The 16,632-nt window shown below is 59.6% G+C and carries 17 protein-coding genes and 1 tRNA gene; 10 read left to right on the top strand and 8 right to left on the bottom strand.

Going from position 1 to position 16,632, the window contains the following annotated elements; all coding sequences use genetic code 11:
- Positions 1-117 precede the first annotated feature (117 nt).
- The 9 genes from cysQ to AQS8620_RS00240 all read left to right on the top strand — a co-directional run bounded on the left by cysQ (position 118) and on the right by AQS8620_RS00240 (position 10,350).
- Entirely contained in the window at positions 118-915 is a 798-nt protein-coding gene (gene cysQ, locus AQS8620_RS00280) for a 3'(2'),5'-bisphosphate nucleotidase CysQ (protein ID WP_085834828.1), read from the top strand.
- 3 nt (positions 916-918) lie between these two features.
- The gene (locus tag AQS8620_RS00275; protein ID WP_085834827.1) at positions 919-1,719 is read left to right on the top strand and encodes a 3-deoxy-manno-octulosonate cytidylyltransferase; all 801 of its coding nucleotides are present in this window, start codon (positions 919-921) and stop codon (positions 1,717-1,719) included.
- A complete protein-coding gene (locus tag AQS8620_RS00270; RefSeq protein ID WP_085834826.1) occupies positions 1,716-2,966 on the top strand; it encodes a glycosyltransferase family 2 protein in 1,251 nt (416 codons plus the stop codon). Before AQS8620_RS00275 ends, AQS8620_RS00270 begins: the two co-directional genes overlap by 4 nt.
- 89 nt (positions 2,967-3,055) lie before the next feature.
- Entirely contained in the window at positions 3,056-3,952 is an 897-nt protein-coding gene (galU, locus tag AQS8620_RS00265) for a UTP--glucose-1-phosphate uridylyltransferase GalU (RefSeq protein ID WP_085834825.1), read from the top strand.
- Between the two features lie 24 nt (positions 3,953-3,976).
- Positions 3,977-4,963: a UDP-glucose 4-epimerase GalE gene (galE, locus tag AQS8620_RS00260; RefSeq protein ID WP_085834824.1), complete on the top strand. Its 987-nt coding sequence runs from the start codon at positions 3,977-3,979 to the stop codon at positions 4,961-4,963.
- A 1-nt stretch (position 4,964) separates the two neighbouring features.
- On the top strand, positions 4,965-6,152 hold the full coding sequence (locus AQS8620_RS00255; RefSeq protein ID WP_085834823.1) for a glycosyltransferase: 1,188 nt from the start codon (positions 4,965-4,967) through the stop codon (positions 6,150-6,152).
- 68 nt (positions 6,153-6,220) lie between these two features.
- Positions 6,221-7,207: a glycosyltransferase family 2 protein gene (locus AQS8620_RS00250; RefSeq protein WP_085834822.1), complete on the top strand. Its 987-nt coding sequence runs from the start codon at positions 6,221-6,223 to the stop codon at positions 7,205-7,207.
- Complete coding sequence (locus AQS8620_RS00245; protein WP_085834821.1) at positions 7,204-8,901, top strand: DUF5927 domain-containing protein; 1,698 nt, start codon at positions 7,204-7,206, stop codon at positions 8,899-8,901. Before AQS8620_RS00250 ends, AQS8620_RS00245 begins: the two co-directional genes overlap by 4 nt.
- A gap of 6 nt (positions 8,902-8,907) precedes the next feature.
- Positions 8,908-10,350 carry a sulfotransferase family 2 domain-containing protein gene (locus AQS8620_RS00240; RefSeq protein ID WP_085834820.1) on the top strand — a complete coding sequence of 481 codons (1,443 nt, stop codon included), beginning with the start codon at positions 8,908-8,910 and terminating at the stop codon, positions 10,348-10,350.
- Between the two features lie 49 nt (positions 10,351-10,399).
- Here the strand turns inward: AQS8620_RS00240 and AQS8620_RS00235 are convergent, their stop codons facing one another.
- The 7 genes from AQS8620_RS00235 to AQS8620_RS00205 all read right to left on the bottom strand — a co-directional run bounded on the left by AQS8620_RS00235 (position 10,400) and on the right by AQS8620_RS00205 (position 14,416).
- Positions 10,400-10,864: a PTS sugar transporter subunit IIA gene (locus tag AQS8620_RS00235; protein WP_085834819.1), complete on the bottom strand. Its 465-nt coding sequence runs from the start codon at positions 10,862-10,864 to the stop codon at positions 10,400-10,402.
- A 42-nt stretch (positions 10,865-10,906) separates the two neighbouring features.
- On the bottom strand, positions 10,907-11,482 hold the full coding sequence (hpf, locus tag AQS8620_RS00230) for a ribosome hibernation-promoting factor, HPF/YfiA family (RefSeq protein WP_085834818.1): 576 nt from the start codon (positions 11,480-11,482) through the stop codon (positions 10,907-10,909).
- Between the two features lie 240 nt (positions 11,483-11,722).
- Complete coding sequence (lptB, locus tag AQS8620_RS00225; protein ID WP_085834817.1) at positions 11,723-12,469, bottom strand: LPS export ABC transporter ATP-binding protein; 747 nt, start codon at positions 12,467-12,469, stop codon at positions 11,723-11,725.
- On the bottom strand, positions 12,466-12,945 hold the full coding sequence (lptA, locus tag AQS8620_RS00220) for a lipopolysaccharide transport periplasmic protein LptA (protein ID WP_085835325.1): 480 nt from the start codon (positions 12,943-12,945) through the stop codon (positions 12,466-12,468). The genes lptB and lptA overlap by 4 nt, the downstream gene beginning before the upstream one ends.
- 21 nt (positions 12,946-12,966) lie before the next feature.
- The gene (lptC, locus tag AQS8620_RS00215) at positions 12,967-13,572 is read right to left on the bottom strand and encodes an LPS export ABC transporter periplasmic protein LptC (protein WP_085834816.1); all 606 of its coding nucleotides are present in this window, start codon (positions 13,570-13,572) and stop codon (positions 12,967-12,969) included.
- Between the two features lie 36 nt (positions 13,573-13,608).
- On the bottom strand, positions 13,609-14,238 hold the full coding sequence (locus AQS8620_RS00210; RefSeq protein ID WP_085834815.1) for a ribonuclease D: 630 nt from the start codon (positions 14,236-14,238) through the stop codon (positions 13,609-13,611).
- Positions 14,239-14,331: 93 nt separating this feature from the next.
- Positions 14,332-14,416, bottom strand: a tRNA-Leu gene (locus AQS8620_RS00205).
- A gap of 140 nt (positions 14,417-14,556) precedes the next feature.
- On the opposite strand from AQS8620_RS00205, the gene AQS8620_RS00200 reads away from it, so the two are divergent.
- Positions 14,557-15,543, top strand: a complete 987-nt coding sequence (locus AQS8620_RS00200; protein ID WP_085835324.1) for a complex I NDUFA9 subunit family protein — start codon at positions 14,557-14,559, stop codon at positions 15,541-15,543.
- Between the two features lie 79 nt (positions 15,544-15,622).
- On the opposite strand, the gene AQS8620_RS00195 is transcribed toward AQS8620_RS00200, so the two are convergent.
- Positions 15,623-16,453: an undecaprenyl-diphosphate phosphatase gene (locus tag AQS8620_RS00195; protein ID WP_085834814.1), complete on the bottom strand. Its 831-nt coding sequence runs from the start codon at positions 16,451-16,453 to the stop codon at positions 15,623-15,625.
- Between the last annotated feature and the right edge of the window lie 179 nt (positions 16,454-16,632).

Raw genomic sequence — 16,632 nt, 5'->3', positions numbered from 1 at the left:
TTGTGACAGGGAATTCTTGCCGATCCCTTTACGAGTGATCATAAGGGAGGCGTGTTTTCATTTCAACGCGCCACATCGTTTGATCACGGCGCGGTTATTATCGGACGGAGAGACCCTTTGGATTACGAAAAACTTGCCCAAGTCATGCGCAAACTGGCCCTCGAGGCAGGGGATGTCATTATGGAGATCTACAACTCCGATGATTTCGAGGTAAAATCCAAATCCGACGAAAGCCCCGTGACGGCAGCCGATGAAAATGCCGATGCCTTGATTTCCGCAGGCCTGCGCGCCGCTTTCCCCGATGTAACCTTGATCACCGAGGAACAATCGGACTCGCATTCCGAAAAAGCATCGACCTTCCTCATTGTCGACCCGCTCGACGGCACCAAGGAATTCATCAACCGTCGCGGCGATTTCACGGTGAATATCGCCTATGTCGAGGACGGCAAGCCGACGCGCGGCGTGGTTTATGCGCCCGCTAAAGACCGCCTGTTCATCACGGATGCGAGCGGCAAATCCTATGAGGAAACCGCGCCGTTTCACAAAGACACCGTCGGCGCGATGACCCCGATGTCGGTGACCACGCCAGACAATGCTGCGCTGTTGGTCGTGGCGTCCAAATCGCACCGCGATCAGGCAACCGACGACTACATCGGCAAATATAACGTCAAGGACATGAAAAGCGCGGGCTCCTCGCTGAAGTTCTGTCTGGTGGCCACGGGCGAGGCGGATCTTTACCCCCGCGTGGGCCGCACGATGGAATGGGACACGGCCGCCGGTCACGCCGTGTTGCTGGGGGCGGGCGGCGATGTGATCCGCTTTGACGATCACAGCCCGCTAACCTACGGCAAAGCCGATTACGCCAACCCGTTCTTCATCGCCTATGCTCCGGGCGTTGATCTGAAGAAAGCCTGAACCATGTCCGTTCTCGTCGTCATCCCCGCCCGTTACGCCTCGACCCGCTATCCCGCCAAACCGCTTGCGGTGCTGAAGGGGGCATCGGGTGAGGCCAAATCGCTGATCCGGCGCAGCTGGGATGCGGCGATGGCGGTCAAAGGGGTGGACCGCGTTGTGGTGGCCACGGATGATGTGCGGATCAAAGAGGCCTGCGAAGCCTTCGGCGCGGAGGTTGTGATGACCTCCGAGGCCTGCTTCAACGGCACCGAGCGCTGCGCGGAGGCTTTCGCCAATCTGGGCGGGGGCTTTGACATCGTGGTGAACCTGCAGGGGGATGCGCCGCTGACGCCTGCATGGTTCGTCGAGGATCTGGTGGCTGGCCTGCGTGCCAACCCCGACACGGTGATCGCAACGCCCGTGTTGCGTTGCGACGGGCGGGCGCTCAACGGCTTTCTGGAGGATCGCAAAGCGGGGCGCGTTGGCGGCACCACCGCCGTGTTCGGCGCCGATCGAAAGGCGCTCTATTTTTCCAAAGAGGTCATCCCCTACACCGGCAAACCCTACGCCGACACGGACGAGACGCCCGTGTTCCACCACGTGGGGGTCTATGCCTACCGCCCCGAGGCGCTGGGCGACTACCCCGGTTGGCCGATCGGGCCGCTGGAGACCCTCGAGGGATTGGAGCAGTTGCGCTTTCTGGAGCAAAACCGCCCTGTGCTTTGTGTCGAGGTCGATGGACAGGGGCGGGCATTCTGGGAATTGAACAACCCCGAGGACGTGCCGCGCATCGAGGGTATTTTGAAAGACCTCGGTATCGAATGATCGATGCGCCGCTCAGCGTTGTGGTGGTCAGTCGCGCAAGGCCGCAGGCCCTGTGTCGCTGTCTCACCAGCCTGACGCGGCAAACCCACGATAATTTCGAAATCATCGTCGTCGCGGACCCGCAGGGGCTGGCGGCTGTTGCGGCGCTGCCCTTTGCGCGCAATCTGAAAACCGTGGCCTATGACGAGGCCAATATCTCCGTCGCGCGCAACCTTGGGATCGCGCAGGCTGGCGGCGCAGTGATTGCATTCATCGACGACGACGCCGTCGCAGAGCCGACTTGGGCGCGGTTTCTGGTTGGCGCGTTTGTGCACCCCGAGGTCGCAATGGCGGGCGGCTATGTCATCGGGCGCAACGGCATCAGTTTCCAATACCGCGCCGAACGGGTTGATTCGCTGGGCGATACCCACCCCGTGGCGCACAGGGGGCAGGAAATGCTGGTTGCAGCCGGATCGCGGGAGGGGGTGTTGAAAACCCATGGCACCAATTGCGCCTTTCGCCGTGCCGCGCTGCTTGAGGTGGGCGGGTTTGATCCCGCGTTCCGATTTTTCCACGACGAGACCGATCTGGCGATGCGGCTTGCGCGACGGGGTCATAGCGCCGCCCTTGTGCCTTTGGCGCAGGTTCATCACGGGTTTGCGGCCTCCGAGCGGCGCAAGGGGTCACGGATGCCAACGGATCTGTTCGAAGTGGGGGCGAGTACGGTGTTGTTCCTGCGCCGTCACGCCCCCGAAACCACCCGTTTCGAGCCGGTTCTATCCGCACATGTCGCAGCGCAGCGGCGCAGGCTGGTGCGCCATATGGTCGCCGGAAGCTGTGCCCCGGGCGATGTCGCGCCTGTGTTGGACAGTTTTCGACGCGGACTTGCGGCAGGGCAAGAGCGCGCGCTGGGCAAGGAGCAGCCTCTGCCCGTTGCCGGGGTGGCTTTCTTGCGATTCCCGACGGTGACGCCGCGCCGCGATGTCGTTGTGGCGGGAGGCTGGTTGGCGCGACGAACCCTGCGGGCTCAGGCAGCGGCCTTGGCGGCGAAAGGCGACTCGGTTAGCCTGTTTTTGTTGCACCTTTCACCAAAGCGTCACCGAATTCGGTACACTAGGGCAGGTTTTTGGGAACAAACCGGTGGCGTTTGGAGTAGAAGTGAGCGCGCGCATTCTCCCGAAAAGGTGATGAAACCGACCGCGCGCGTGAAAATGGAAGTGGACCGAGTGGCGGTAGTACGCAATTTGACGGATGATCTTGGAAATTGAGATGACGTCAAATCACCGTTCCGCTATCCATATGGACATTGTGAAGTTGCACGGTGGATTTACACCGGATGCAAGAAAGGACTTTTAAGATGAAGCGTAAAGTAACGAAGGCGATTTTTCCGGTGGCGGGTCTGGGGACGCGGTTTTTGCCCGCGACCAAATCCATCCCCAAGGAGATCATGACTCTCGTTGACCGTCCGCTCATTCAGTATGCGATTGACGAAGCCCGCGCTGCGGGGATCAAGGAATTCATCTTCGTCACCTCGCGCGGCAAGGGCGCGCTTGAGGACTACTTTGACCATTCGCCGGTTCTGGAACAGGAACTGCGCAAGAAGGGCAAGGACAAGCTGCTCGAAGAAATGAAGATGACCAACATGGATAGCGGCCAGATCGCCTATATCCGTCAGCACAAGGCGCTGGGTCTGGGACATGCGGTGTGGTGCGCACGGCGCCTCCTCGATCCCAAGGAACCCTTTGCGGTCATCCTGCCCGATGACGTGATCGCCGCCGAGACGCCCTGTTTGCAGCAGATGGTCGAAGCCTATGCGCAAACCGGCGGCTCGATGGTTGCGGCAATGGAAGTGCCCGCAGACAAAGTGTCCTCCTATGGCGTTCTCGACATCAAGGAAGACATGGGGTCGTCGGTCTCCGTCAAAGGGATGGTCGAAAAACCCCCCGCAGGCGAGGAGCCGTCCAACCTTGCCGTGATCGGGCGCTACATCCTTGACCCCAATGTGATGAAGAACCTCAACAAGATGAAGCAAGGCGCGGGTGGTGAAATCCAGCTGACCGATGCGATTGCCGACGAGATCGAAACCGAGCGTGGCGTCTATGGCTTCCGCTTCCGCGGCCAGCGGTTCGATTGCGGTTCCAAGGCGGGCATGTTGCAGGCCACCGTGGCCTTTGGCCTTGCGCGCGAAGAACTGCGTGACGAACTGATGGGCTATCTTGAAGAAACCGTCGCCATGAAGGCTGCGGCGCAGTAACGCGCCTGAATAAAGGGACGCGGTGTGACGCAGAATGTATTGGTGACCGGCGGTGCGGGCTATATCGGCTCGCACGCCTGTAAAGCGTTGAAGGCGGCGGGCTATACGCCCGTCACTTTCGACAATATTTCGACCGGTTGGGAAGAGGCCGTGAAATTCGGTCCTCTTGCCAAGGGCGATTTGCTGGACCGCGAGCGGTTGGATGCGGTGTTCGCGCAGTATAAACCTGTCGCCGTGATGCATTTCGCAGCCTTCAGCCAGGTTGGCGAAAGCATGAAGGACCCCGGAAAATACTGGCGAAACAACGTGATCGGGTCGCTGACATTGATCGAGGCGGCGGTTGCGGCGGGCTGTCTGGATTTCGTCTTTTCCTCGACCTGCGCGACCTATGGCGATCAGGATGGTGTGGTGCTGGATGAAAACTCCGTGCAACTTCCGATCAATTCCTACGGCGCATCCAAACGCGCGATTGAGGATATTCTGGAGAATTTCGAACAAAGCCACGGGCTACGGTCTGTTATCTTCCGCTACTTCAACGTTGCGGGATGTGATCCCGAGGCCGAAGTGGGTGAATTCCACCAACCTGAAACCCATTTGATCCCGCTCATGCTGGATGCGATTGCCGGAAAGCGGGATGCGCTGACGGTTTTCGGGTCGGATTACGACACGCCCGATGGCACCTGCATCCGCGACTACGTGCATGTCTGCGACCTTGTGGATGCGCATGTTCTGGGCCTCAAATGGTTGTCACAAGGCAAGGGAAGCCGCGTTTTCAACCTCGGGACCGGCAAGGGGTTTTCCGTGCGCGAGGTCGTCGATCAAAGCCGTGCCGTGACCAATATGGAAGTGCCGATCATCGAGGGCGCGCGGCGCGCGGGCGATTGTACCAAGCTGGTGTCAGGGTCGGAGCGGGCCATGGTCGAGCTTGGCTGGGCGCCGGACAAATCCGACATGCCGACGATGATTGCCGACGCGTGGCGTTGGCATCAAAGCGGGCATTACGACCGCTGACATGGCGCGGCTGCTGGACCTGACACGGCTGATCGCGCGCGCGGATGCCGCGGCGCGCTCTGGTGTCGAGCGGGTCGAGTTTGAATATCTGGAGCGGCTTTTGCGAGAGCAGGGGCCGCTTTTTGCTTTGGTGCGCACAACTTTGGGCTACGTGCTGTTGGATCGCGCGGGCGTTGCGCGGGTCCATGATGCGCTGCAGAGGGGGGAATGGGGGCCGCGCGACCTGCTTGCGCGCCTTTCCCATCGCACGCCCTCGCGGCGCGCCCGGGCCGAAAGCGATTTGCGCCGCTGGTGTCTGGCGCGCTCACGTCCGCGCGGGCTTGGGCGGATGTTGCGCCGACATGTGCCGCGCGGTGTCAGCTATATCAACGTCGGCCATTCCAACCTGCGCCGCGAGGTCATGGTGGCGCTGCGCGCAGGTGGGGCGCAGATTACCGTGCTGGTCCACGACATGATTCCCCTGGATTTTCCGCAATTCACGCGCGCGGGCGTGGCAGAGGCCTTTGCGATCCGCATGGCCACAGTGGGGGCGTTTGCCGACCGGATCATCGCGGTGTCCCATGATACCGCCGCCCGTATCACGGCGCATCTGCCCGACAGCCCGCCCATCACCGTTGCCCACAACGGGGTGCGGATCGCTGTGCCCACGGGCGGGCGCGCCCCGTCCCCAAGGCCCGCGTTTGTGGTTCTGGGCACGATCGAGCCGCGCAAAAATCACGCTTTTTTGCTCGACCTATGGGAGCGCATGAGTGCTCCGCGCCCCATTCTGCACATCATCGGCGCAAGAGGCTGGGACATGGCGCCCTTTTTCGACCGTTTGCACGCATCGCCCCTGTTCGAGCGTGATATTTTTCTGTGGCACGGGCTGGAGGATGCGCAGGTCGCGCAGATGCTCATATCGTCGCGCGGCTTGCTGATGCCAAGCTTTGCCGAGGGGTTCGGCCTGCCCCCGATGGAGGCCGCGGCGCTGGGCGTTCCGGTGATTTGCAACGATTTGGCGATCTACGCTGAAACATTAGGTGACTATCCCGTTTACGCGCCCTTAACTGATATGTATTTATGGGAAACAAAGCTGAAGAATTTCGCGGATTTAAGCGAAGCCGACTACAATGCAAGCTGTGAGGCGCGAGCCTTGCGCAACTTGCCGGATTGGGACGATCATTTCGCGCGTGTTTTGCCGCTGATCTGACCGCCCGAAGTCGGTAAAATCGGGCAAAATGGGGAAAGCCTTTGGGCGCGTGGAGAGACAAGTATCGGATGCGTTGGCGGCGCAAGTACCGCCTGTTTCGCGCGTTCCGGCGTCGTCGTGAACTTACGTCCGTTCAAAACCGCACCAAACAGGTCCGCAAGGGCGACATTTTGCTGTTTTGCACGATGCGCAATGAAAAAATCCGCCTTGCCTATTTTCTGAAATATTACCGCGACCTCGGGGTGAACCATTTTTTCTTTGTCGACAACGACAGCGATGACGGGTCGCGCGAGTTTCTGTTGCAACAGGACGATGTGTCGCTTTGGACCACCAAGGCAAGCTATCGGCGTGCGCGTTTCGGCGTTGACTGGCTGAACTGGCTGCAGCGCAAATATGCGCATGGCCATTGGACGCTGGTCGTTGACCCGGATGAATTTTTCGTCTTTCCGTTTTGCGACACACGGCCGGTACGCGCCCTGACCGATTGGCTGGATGCCTCTTCGATCCGCTCGTTTTCGGCGATGTTGTTGGATATGTACCCCAAGGGCGCTCTGGATGCGCAGCCCTATCACGAGGGGCAGGATCCGATGGAAATTGCCCATTGGTTCGATAGTGGCAACTACATGATTTCCAAGAACGATGTGATTGGAAACCTGTGGATTCAGGGCGGGCCGCGCATGCGGGCCTTTTTCGCCGACAAACCCGAAGCCGCCCCCGCGTTGAACAAGATTCCGTTGGTGAAATGGGATCGTAGCTACGCCTATTATTCCTCGACCCACTCGCTTTTGCCGCGCAGCCTGAACCATGTCTACGACGAGAGCGGCGGCGAAAAGGCCTCCGGCGTTCTGTTGCATGCGAAATTCCTCGACACGTTTTCGGCCAAGGCCGCGGAGGAATTGAGCCGCCGCCAGCACTATTCCGGCTCGCAGGAATACAAAGCCTATCACACCCGCCTGCGCGACAATCCTGATCTTTGGTGCAAGTGGTCCGAGAAATACATCAACTGGCGCCAGCTTGAAATTCTGGGCCTCATGTCGAAAGGCAACTGGGCATGACAGTCGGCTTTGTCATGCTGGTTCATGAAGAATTGCACCGCGCCGAACAGGTCGCGCGCCATTGGGCCACGCAGGACTGTCCGGTGGTGATCCACGTGGATCGCCGCGTGCCAAGCGCCAAGCACGACCCGTTGGTGGCCTCTCTGGCCGATCTGCCCAACGTGAAATTCTCGCGTCGCCATCGCTGTGATTGGGGGGGCTGGTCTTTGGTGGCTGCTACGCAGGACGCCTGCGAGGTGATGCTGGAGTCGTTTGATCAGGTCAGCCATGTCTTCATGGCCTCGGGGTCTTGCCTGCCCTTGCGGCCCGTCGAGGAGTTGAAACGCTACCTAGCGGCCCGCCCGCAGACCAATTTCATCGAAAGCGTGACCACCGACGATGTGCCTTGGACCGTTGGCGGGCTGGATTGGGAACGCTTCACGCTGCGCTTTCCGTTTTCGTGGAAACGCCATCGCAAGCTGTTTGACAAATACGTGGAGTTGCAGCGCAAGTTTAAGGTCAAGCGCGTCATCCCGGAGGGCCTGGTGCCCCATATGGGCAGCCAGTGGTGGTGCCTGACGCGCCAGACCCTTTCGGCCATCCTCGCTGACCCCCGTCGCCGCGAATACGACCGGTATTTTGCCCGCGTCTGGATTCCCGACGAGAGCTACTTTCAAACGCTCGTGCGCAAATATTCCAACAATGTCGAAAGCCGCTCGCTGACCCTGTCCAAGTTCGATTTTCAGGGCAAGCCGCACACGTTTTACGACGATCACCTGCAACTCCTGCGCCGTTCGGATTGTTTCGTCGCGCGCAAGATCTGGGCGCGCGCGGATCGGCTCTATGCAACGTTCCTGCGCTCGAACCATACGTTGATGCAGGGCACGGAACCCAACCCGGGCAAGATCGACCGCATCTTTGCCAAAGCCGTGGAGCGGCGCACACAGGGGCGCGACGGGCTATATATGCAAAGCCGGTTTCCAGGATCGGGCGTGGACCGCGGGAAAACCTGCGCGGCCTATTCGATTTTCGAAGGGTTTTCGGATATTTTCGAGAATTTCGAGGATTGGCTGGGGCAGGCGGTGGGCGCGCGCGTGCACGGGCATCTCTATGCGCCCGAGGGTGCCCAGTTTTCCGGCGGCGGCGAGACTTCGTCGGGGGCGTTGCCCAGCAATGCGCGACTGCGCGACTACAACCCCTGCGGTTACCTCACGGCCATGCTGTGGAGCACCCGCGGAGAGCGGCAGTGCTTCATGTTCGGGCCGCGCGACAACCAGTATATTTCGTGGATGGTGGCGACCGACCCCAATGCCCAGATCAGCGTTATCACGGGCGCTTGGGCCGTGCCGCTGTTCAAATCCAATCGCAATTTCGCTGACATCCGGCGCGAGGCGGCATGGCTGCAAAAGGTGGAAAGCGAACATCTTGAGATTCTGCGCTCGAACCACACCAAGGCACGGGTGCGCATCTGGACGATGGCCGATTTTATCGAAAGCCCGATGGAGCCGCTGCAAGCGATCATCGACGAAATCGGCGCGCGCAATGTGCGCCGTTTGGCCGAAGCGCCGCGTATGGTGGATTTGACAGGCTTTGGACAATTCTTGCAAAACCTGAAAAATCAGGGGATGCATCCCTATTTGATGGGGGACTTCCCCACCAACAACGAACCCGACCGACCGCGCAAAGAACAGCGGCGGCCCTATTTGGTGAGGTAACGGCAGATGGCAGATAAATTCGACTATTTCGTGATTTTCGCGGAAATGCGGACGGGGTCGAATTTCCTTCAGTCCAATCTGAACGAATTTCCGTCCATCCGTGTCTGGGGTGAAATCTACAACCCGTGGTTCATCGGCGGTGGTGGTCAACAGGTGATGCAAAACATCACGCTGGAGATGCGCGAGGAAGATCCTTTGAGCATCCTCAACGCCATCCGCAAACGCACCAAAAGCACCAAGAACGGTTTGGCGGGCTTTCGGTTTTTCCATGATCACGATCCGCGCATGTTTGACCACTGCATGAAAGACCCGCGCTGCGGCAAGGTCATTCTCAATCGCAATCCGATCGAAAGCTACGTGTCGTGGCGCATCGCAGAGGAATCGCAAGATTGGGTGATGAAGGATCTTGTCGAGAAAAAGGACGGCGTGAAGGCGACCTACAAGGCGCCGCAGTTTGCCAGGATGCTAGACCAGCGCGTCGCCTTTCAGGAACGTATTTTGCGCGGGCTGCAAGAAAGCGGCCAATCGGCCTTTTGGATGAATTACGAAGATGTGCAGGACATCAACGTCATTAACGGGCTGGTGAAATGGCTGGGCTACGACGAGCCGCGCGATCAGATTGCGACAACCACCCGCGTGCAAAATCCCGAAGGCTTGGCAGATAAGGTGGAGAATTTCGACGAAATGGTCGCGGATTTGGCGACCATCGACTACTTCAATCTTTCCAAGACCCCCAGTTTCGAGCCTCGGCGCGGGCCTCTGGTGCCAAGCTATGTTGCGACCCCCGATGCAGGGCTGCTGTTCCAGCCGGTGCAGGGCGGACCGACTGCGGTGATCGAGGACTGGATGGCGGCCGTGGATGGGATTGCAAGCGAGGATCTAGCGCGCAATTTCTCCCAACAGACATTGAAGAAATGGAAGCGCCAGCACAAAGGCCATCGCAGCTTTACGGTGCTGCGCCATCCTGTGGCGCGGCTGCATTCGGTGTTCTGCCGCTACATTCTGGACACGGGGCCGCAGAATTTCGGTGAAGTCCGCCACACGCTGCGCGAAGCCTACGCCTTGCCGCTCCCTGAGGGGCAGGTGGATGAAAGCTGGACGCTGGAGGCCCACCGTGCAGCATTTATCGCCTTTGCGCAGTTCATCAAAGGCAACTTGAACCAGCAAACCTCGGTGCGTGTTGACCATCATTGGGCGTCGCAATGCGAGGTGATTCAAGGATTTGGCCAGTTTTCCCAACCTGACACGCTGATCCGTGAAGAAGAGATGGCCCAGGATTTGGCCTATCTGGCAAAACGCGCTGGCATAAGCGCGGCTCCTGCTGTGGGGCAGGCAGAGGAGGACGCGCCCTTTTCCCTGGAGGAGGTCTACTCCGACGAGGTCGAGCAGGCGGTCAAAGCGGCCTATCAGCGCGATTATCTGATGTATGGCTTCGGACGCTGGCGCTAGGCGCTGCGGGCCGTCGAAGGGCATTCGGGAGGGTGTTCGCGGCGGGGCGTCAGGCGGCCTGCGTGTTCGGACCTTCGGTGAGAACCGCATGCAGCGTCACCGCATCGCTGTTCGAGCGCAGCTTGGCGCAGATCGCGGGGTCACGCATCGTGCGCGACACCAGGGCGAGGGCCTTGAGGTGCTCGACGCCGCTGTCGACAGGGGCAAATAGCGCAAAAACCAAATCGACGGGCTGGCGATCGACCGCATCAAAATCCAGAGGGCTTTCGATGCGCACAAAGGCACCCACAACCGTTTTCAACCCGATCAGCCGCGCGTGGGGCAAAGCGATGCCATGGCCCACACCTGTGGGGCCAAGGCTTTCGCGTTCTTGCAGGGCATCGATGGCATTGTTGAAATCAATCCCATAGCTTGCTGCGGCAATTTCGCCCAAGTCCTGAAACAGACGTTTCTTGCTTGTGATCTTGCCCACGACCTTGACGGCCGAGGGCTTGAGTAGGCTCGTAAGATCCATAAACTGCCACAGTCCTGCCCCGAGCCTACAGGCGCGGGATCCTCAAGTTGAAATCTGGGGGTCTATCCAGCCGATGTTCCCGTCAGGGCGGCGGTAGACCACATTTACTCCGGTCTTCTTCTCGTTCTGGAACACCAGAACCGGCGCTCCTGCAAGTTCCATCTGCATCACCGCTTCACCGACGGAGAGCGTGGGGATTTTGGTCTCCATCTCCGCGATGATCATCGGGGTCAGCGTATCGGGTTCCTGCTCGTCTTCGTGGTCCGATGCGGCGAGGATATACGAGGAAGCGCCAAAGAGTTCAACCGGCTCGACGCGATCCTTATGGTGGTCTTTCAAACGGCGTTTGTACCGCCGCAGTTGTTTTTCCATTTTCTCGGCGCAAGCGTCGAAGGCGGCATAGATATCATGGGCATGGGCGCTGGCTTGTGCGTTCAGCCCCGTCGACAGGTGGACGACGGATTCGCATTGGAATTCGCCGCCGGTTTTCGAAAAGACGATCAGCGCATCGGTTGGCCTGTGGGCATATTTGTCCAAAACCACTCCGAGTTCGGTCTCGACATGCGCCTGAAGCGCTTCACCGATGTCGATCTGTTTGCCACTGACTTGGTACCGCATAACACCTCCTGTTGATGCAGATTATGTACGCGCAGGCAAAGTCACTGCCTGCGTGTACTTCGAAATTCGGGAGGAAACGGGCCATGCCATAGAGCTTGGGCGACCTGCGATAGGTCGAGCGCGGCAAGTGCTGGACAGCCCGAAGAAAGGCGCCGCACGACAGATGGAAACAACGTCATGCATCCGTCATATTGGGGTCTGAAACAGATGCATTGTCAACTGGGTCTGCGATCAGGGTAACTAAATCCTGAAGTTCTCGCCCAGATAAACCTTGCGCACGACGGGGTCGTCGACGATTTCGCGCGTGGTGCCGGATTTGAGAACATGCCCATCGTGCAAGATATAGGCGCGATCAATAATCCCCAATGTTTCCTGAACGTTATGATCCGTGATCAGCACGCCGATGCCGCGATTTTTCAGGTCGGACACCAAGCCGCGGATCTCGCCGACCGCGATGGGGTCCACGCCGGCAAAGGGTTCGTCCAGCAGCACATAGGCGGGGTTTGACGCAAGGCAGCGGGCGATCTCGACGCGCCGGCGCTCACCGCCCGACAGCGACACAGAGGGCGCGCGGCGCAGGTGGGCGATGGAAAATTCCGACAGCAATTCTTCCAGCCGCTCGCGGCGCTGCACCGAATCTTTGACCGCGATTTCGAGGATCGCGAGGATGTTGTCCTCGACGCAGAGCCCGCGAAAAATCGAGGCCTCCTGGGGCAGATAGCCGATGCCCAATTTGGCGCGGCGATACATCGGCAGCGTGGTGATTTCGCGCCCGTCGACGATGACTTGCCCGCCTTCGGGCTGCACCAGTCCGGCGATGGAATAAAAGCAGGTGGTTTTGCCCGAGCCATTGGGCCCCAAAAGCGCTACGACCTCGCCGCGATCGAGCGTCAGGGAGACATCGCGGATCACCGTGCGCTTCTTGTAGCTTTTGCGCAGGTTGATGACTTTCAGACCCAAACCCGGTCTGTTGCGTGTGTCGCTCATTGCGCGCCCGAGGGGGTGAATGTCGTTTTCACCCGCCCGTCCATGCGGCCGGTCCCGGCGGTGAGGTCAATGACCATGCGTTCGGCGGCGATGGTGTTTGCGCCCTGGGTTACCAGAACATTGCCCGTCAAGGTCACTTCGCCGCTGGCGATGGTGTAGCTGGCGCTGTCCGCCTCGGCCGCGTCACTCGGGGTGGCCAAGGTCACGCCGCCGCTGGCTTCCAGACGTTCGATTTCCTCGGAGGTGGTGCCGTAGACGACCACGACCTGCGCCGCGCTCATCCTCATTTCACCCTGTCCAATCAGGACGTTACCCGAAAAGGTGGCCAATCCCGTCGCCTGATCGACCGCAAGGCTGTCGGCGGTGACTTCGACGGGGGCAGTCGGGTCCTGTTGCAAGCCGCCAAAGGCAATCTGCTGCGCCTGCGCGCCTGAGCAAAGCAGGAGGAAGGCGACAACGGCAAGGGGGCGGATCAAAGGCACTCTGGGATGTCCTGTCTATTTCTGCGGCACGTATACCAGCTTCACGCCAGCGTTGAAAACCAGAAGATACTGACCGCTACTGGCATCCTGTGTCAGAATCATCCGCCCCGCCTCCAGCGTGCCAGCCGGGCCACTGCCCTGCACCGCGCCGGTGGTCTCGACAGTGGATCGGTCCAGTTCGGCGGCGATCCGGTCGGTGGTCATGCGATAACCAGTGGAGGTCACGATGTCGACAGACCCGCCCAGTTCCGCAATCCGCGCCCGCCCGTCGATGACCCCTTCATCCGCAGTCAGATCCAGCGTGGCCCCGTCAGGGGTCTCGAAACGCGCCGTCATGCGCGCTGCATTGACCACATCGCTTTCACCCGCTTCGGGGCGCACCGCATTGGCGCGAAAGGTGATGGCGGTGCCATCCTCGGTCACGGTCCCGTAGGTCGGATTGCCGAGACGCTGTTCGCGCGCCAATGTTTCGACATCGACGCGGGCGTAGGGGATCGAATCAGCGGTGCCGGGGGCGCGATCAAACAGGAACAGCGTGGCGAGCATCGCCAAAGCCGCGAGGGGCAGGATCACTTTGGCATAGGCCACGGCGCGCGAATGACGGTTGTCGAAAACGGCCATGTACCAAGTGCTCCCGATGGGCGGCCCGTTGGGCGGTTAGTGCGAAAAGATGTCCACGTCGGGCCATCCGGCCAAATCAAGTTGCGCGCGCGTCGGCAAAAAGTCGAAACACGACTGCGCCAGCGCCATGCGATCCTCGCGCAGCAGCATGTCATCGAGCGCCGCGCGCAGACGATGGAGGTACAGCACATCCGACGCGGCATAGTCGAGCTGCGCCGCGGTCAGTTCGGCAGCGCCCCAGTCGCTCATCTGTTGGTATTTGGAGATATCGACCTTCAACAGCGCTTCGCAGAGGTTTTTCAACCCGTGGCGGTCGGTGAAGGTCCGCACCAGCTTGGCGGCAATCTTGGTGCAATAAACGGGCTGTGCCAAAGCGCCAAAGGTGTTGAACATCGCGGCGATATCAAAGCGACCGTAATGGAAAAGTTTCAATACATCAGGATCTTGCAGAAGTTTGCACAGATTCGGGGCCTGCGTTTGTCCGCGCGCGATCTGCACCATATGGGCCTGACCATCGCCGCTTGACAGCTGCACAAGGCACAGACGGTCGCGGTGCGGGTTCAAACCCATCGTCTCGCAATCGATCGCGACAACAGGGCCAAGATCGAGATCGTCGGGCAGGTCGCCTTGATAGAGGAAATTGGTGGTTTTGGGGCTCTTCTTCATAATGCTGCGAATGCTCCTATGAAGGGCCGTGATGCGCGGCGCGATCTTGCTGCGCCTGCCGCCTGCGCCTTTCCTTTGGTAGTCGGAAAGACTTGGTGCCCAGAAGAGGACTCGAACCTCCACGCCTTGCGGCACACGGACCTGAACCGTGCGCGTCTACCAATTCCGCCATCTGGGCTGATGTCGTGAAGCGCCGTTTAAACAGAGCGGCGGGGGGTGTCAACGAGGTTTTTCATGATTTCTTTGCGCGGCGATACTAGCTTGTCCTCAAGCGTGGCAAAAGCTATGCAAAAGCAGCATTTGAACGTGGAGATGCAGATGACCAAGCTTGTCACGATCTACGGCGGATCCGGATTTGTCGGCCGCTACATTGCGCGCCGTATGGCCAAAGCCGGTTGGCGGGTCCGTGTGGCGACGCGCAACCCCAACCTTGCCATGTTCGTCAAACCCTACGGGACGGTCGGTCAGGTCGAGCCGGTGTTTTGCAACATTCGTGACGACGCCTCCGTGCGTGCGGTGATGAAGGGGGCGGATGCGGTGGTCAACTGCGTCGGCGTTCTGACCGAAAAGGGCAAGAACAGCTTTGAGGCTGTCCAGACCGAAGGGGCAGGGCGCATCGCGCGGATCGCCACCGAGGAAGGCGTCGCCAAAATGGTGCATCTGTCGGCCATTGGCGCGGATGCCGAGAGCGACAGCGACTATGCGCGCACCAAGGCGCAAGGCGAGGCGGCTGTGCTGTCGGCTTTCCCGGGTGCGATGATCTTGCGACCCTCCGTTGTTTTCGGGTCCGAGGATGAATTCTTCAACCGCTTTGGCCATATGGCCACGCTGACCCCCGTGCTGCCGATCTTTGGCGGCAAGACGCAGTTCCAGCCGGTTTACGTCGATGATGTCGCCCAGGCGGCTGTTGCGGGTATCACCGGCGATGCGCCGGGGGGGATTTACGAACTGGGTGGTCCCGACGTTGAAAGCCTCTCGAGCCTGATGCAGGTGATGCTCAAGGTCATCAAGCGCAAGCGCCTCGTGATGAACCAGCCGTTTTTTGTCGGCAAGATTTTGGCCGGCGCTTTTGGCGCACTGCAGGCGGTGTCTTTGGGGCTGTTTCATAACAGCATTCTCACCGGCGATCAGTTGAAAAACCTGTCGCGCGACAATGTGGTGTCCGAGGGTGCGCAGGGCTTTGCGCAACTTGGTCTCAAGCCCACGGCAATGGAAGCGATTTTGCCCGACTACCTGTGGGTTTACAGACCCTCCGGGCAGTATGCGGCGATCAAGGACAGCGCCAAAGGGTTGCGCCAGTCCTGATCTGAATGCCTGAAACTGATGAAAAGGCGCCTCCGATGGGGGCGCTTTTTTTATGTTTGCGAGGGGGCATTTTGTGGGGTCAGACGGTCGAGACATCCGGCAGGTGCCCGCTATAGGCCAGCGCAAGCAGGATAAGGCCGAGGAGAACACGGTAAACCACATAGGGCGTAAAGCTGATCGAGCGCAGCAGGCGCATCATCAGCGTCAGCGCCAAAAGCGCGGCGCCAAAGGCAAAGACGGCTCCGATCGCCGCATCTTTGAGCAGCGCCCAGTTGGCATCACCGGCAACTTCGACACCAAGCAAAAGGCCGGAGGCCAGAATGGTCGGGATCGACATCAGCATGGAAATCCGCGCCGCATCCTCGCGCTTGTAGCCCATCGCGCGCGCGCCCGTCATCGTGATGCCCGAGCGCGACGTGCCGGGGATCAGGGCAATCGCTTGCCACAGGCCGAGAATCACAGCCTCGCGGAGCGTCCAGTCGCGGTCCTCTTTGACTTCGGGGCCTTTCTGGTCGAACCAATACAGCACCAGCCCGAAAATCAGCATGGTCCAGCCGATCACTTTGACCGACCGCAGCGCATCCGAAAGGCCGCTTGCGCTGAGGATCAAACCGAGGATGATGACAGGGATGGTCGCGATCAGCAGCAAGAACGCCAGTTTCGCGCCGGGGGTGTCGATTCTTCCGGTCAACATGCGCGGAATGCCCAGCAGACCGACGCGCACTTCGCGCCAAAAGTAGAAAATAACGGCACCCAGCGTGCCAACATGCACAGCAACGTCAATTGCTTGGCCTTGGTCTTGCATTCCGGTGAGCAGGGGGAGCAGGATCAGGTGGCCTGAAGAGGAGACCGGTAGAAATTCTGTAAGGCCTTGGATGATGGCGACCAACAGCAGGTAGAGAATACTCATTGTCGAAAAGTCCTTTGAGTCGCAGCGCGACGATATGTTCAGGTTCTACAGGGAAATCGGTATGTTTGGAAACTATGCTGACCTATTTTTCATCGAATATTGCCACATTTCAGTTTCTGGGCTATAAAAATCCGCAAATAGGTCAGTCCTTATGACTTTTCATTTTTTCAGACCCGGTT

Origin of the sequence: Aquimixticola soesokkakensis, assembly GCF_900172375.1 — a bacterium.
GTDB lineage: Bacteria > Pseudomonadota > Alphaproteobacteria > Rhodobacterales > Rhodobacteraceae > Aquimixticola > Aquimixticola soesokkakensis.
Note: the sequence above shows the minus strand (reverse complement) of the source record. Positions and strands in the feature narration are given on the sequence as shown.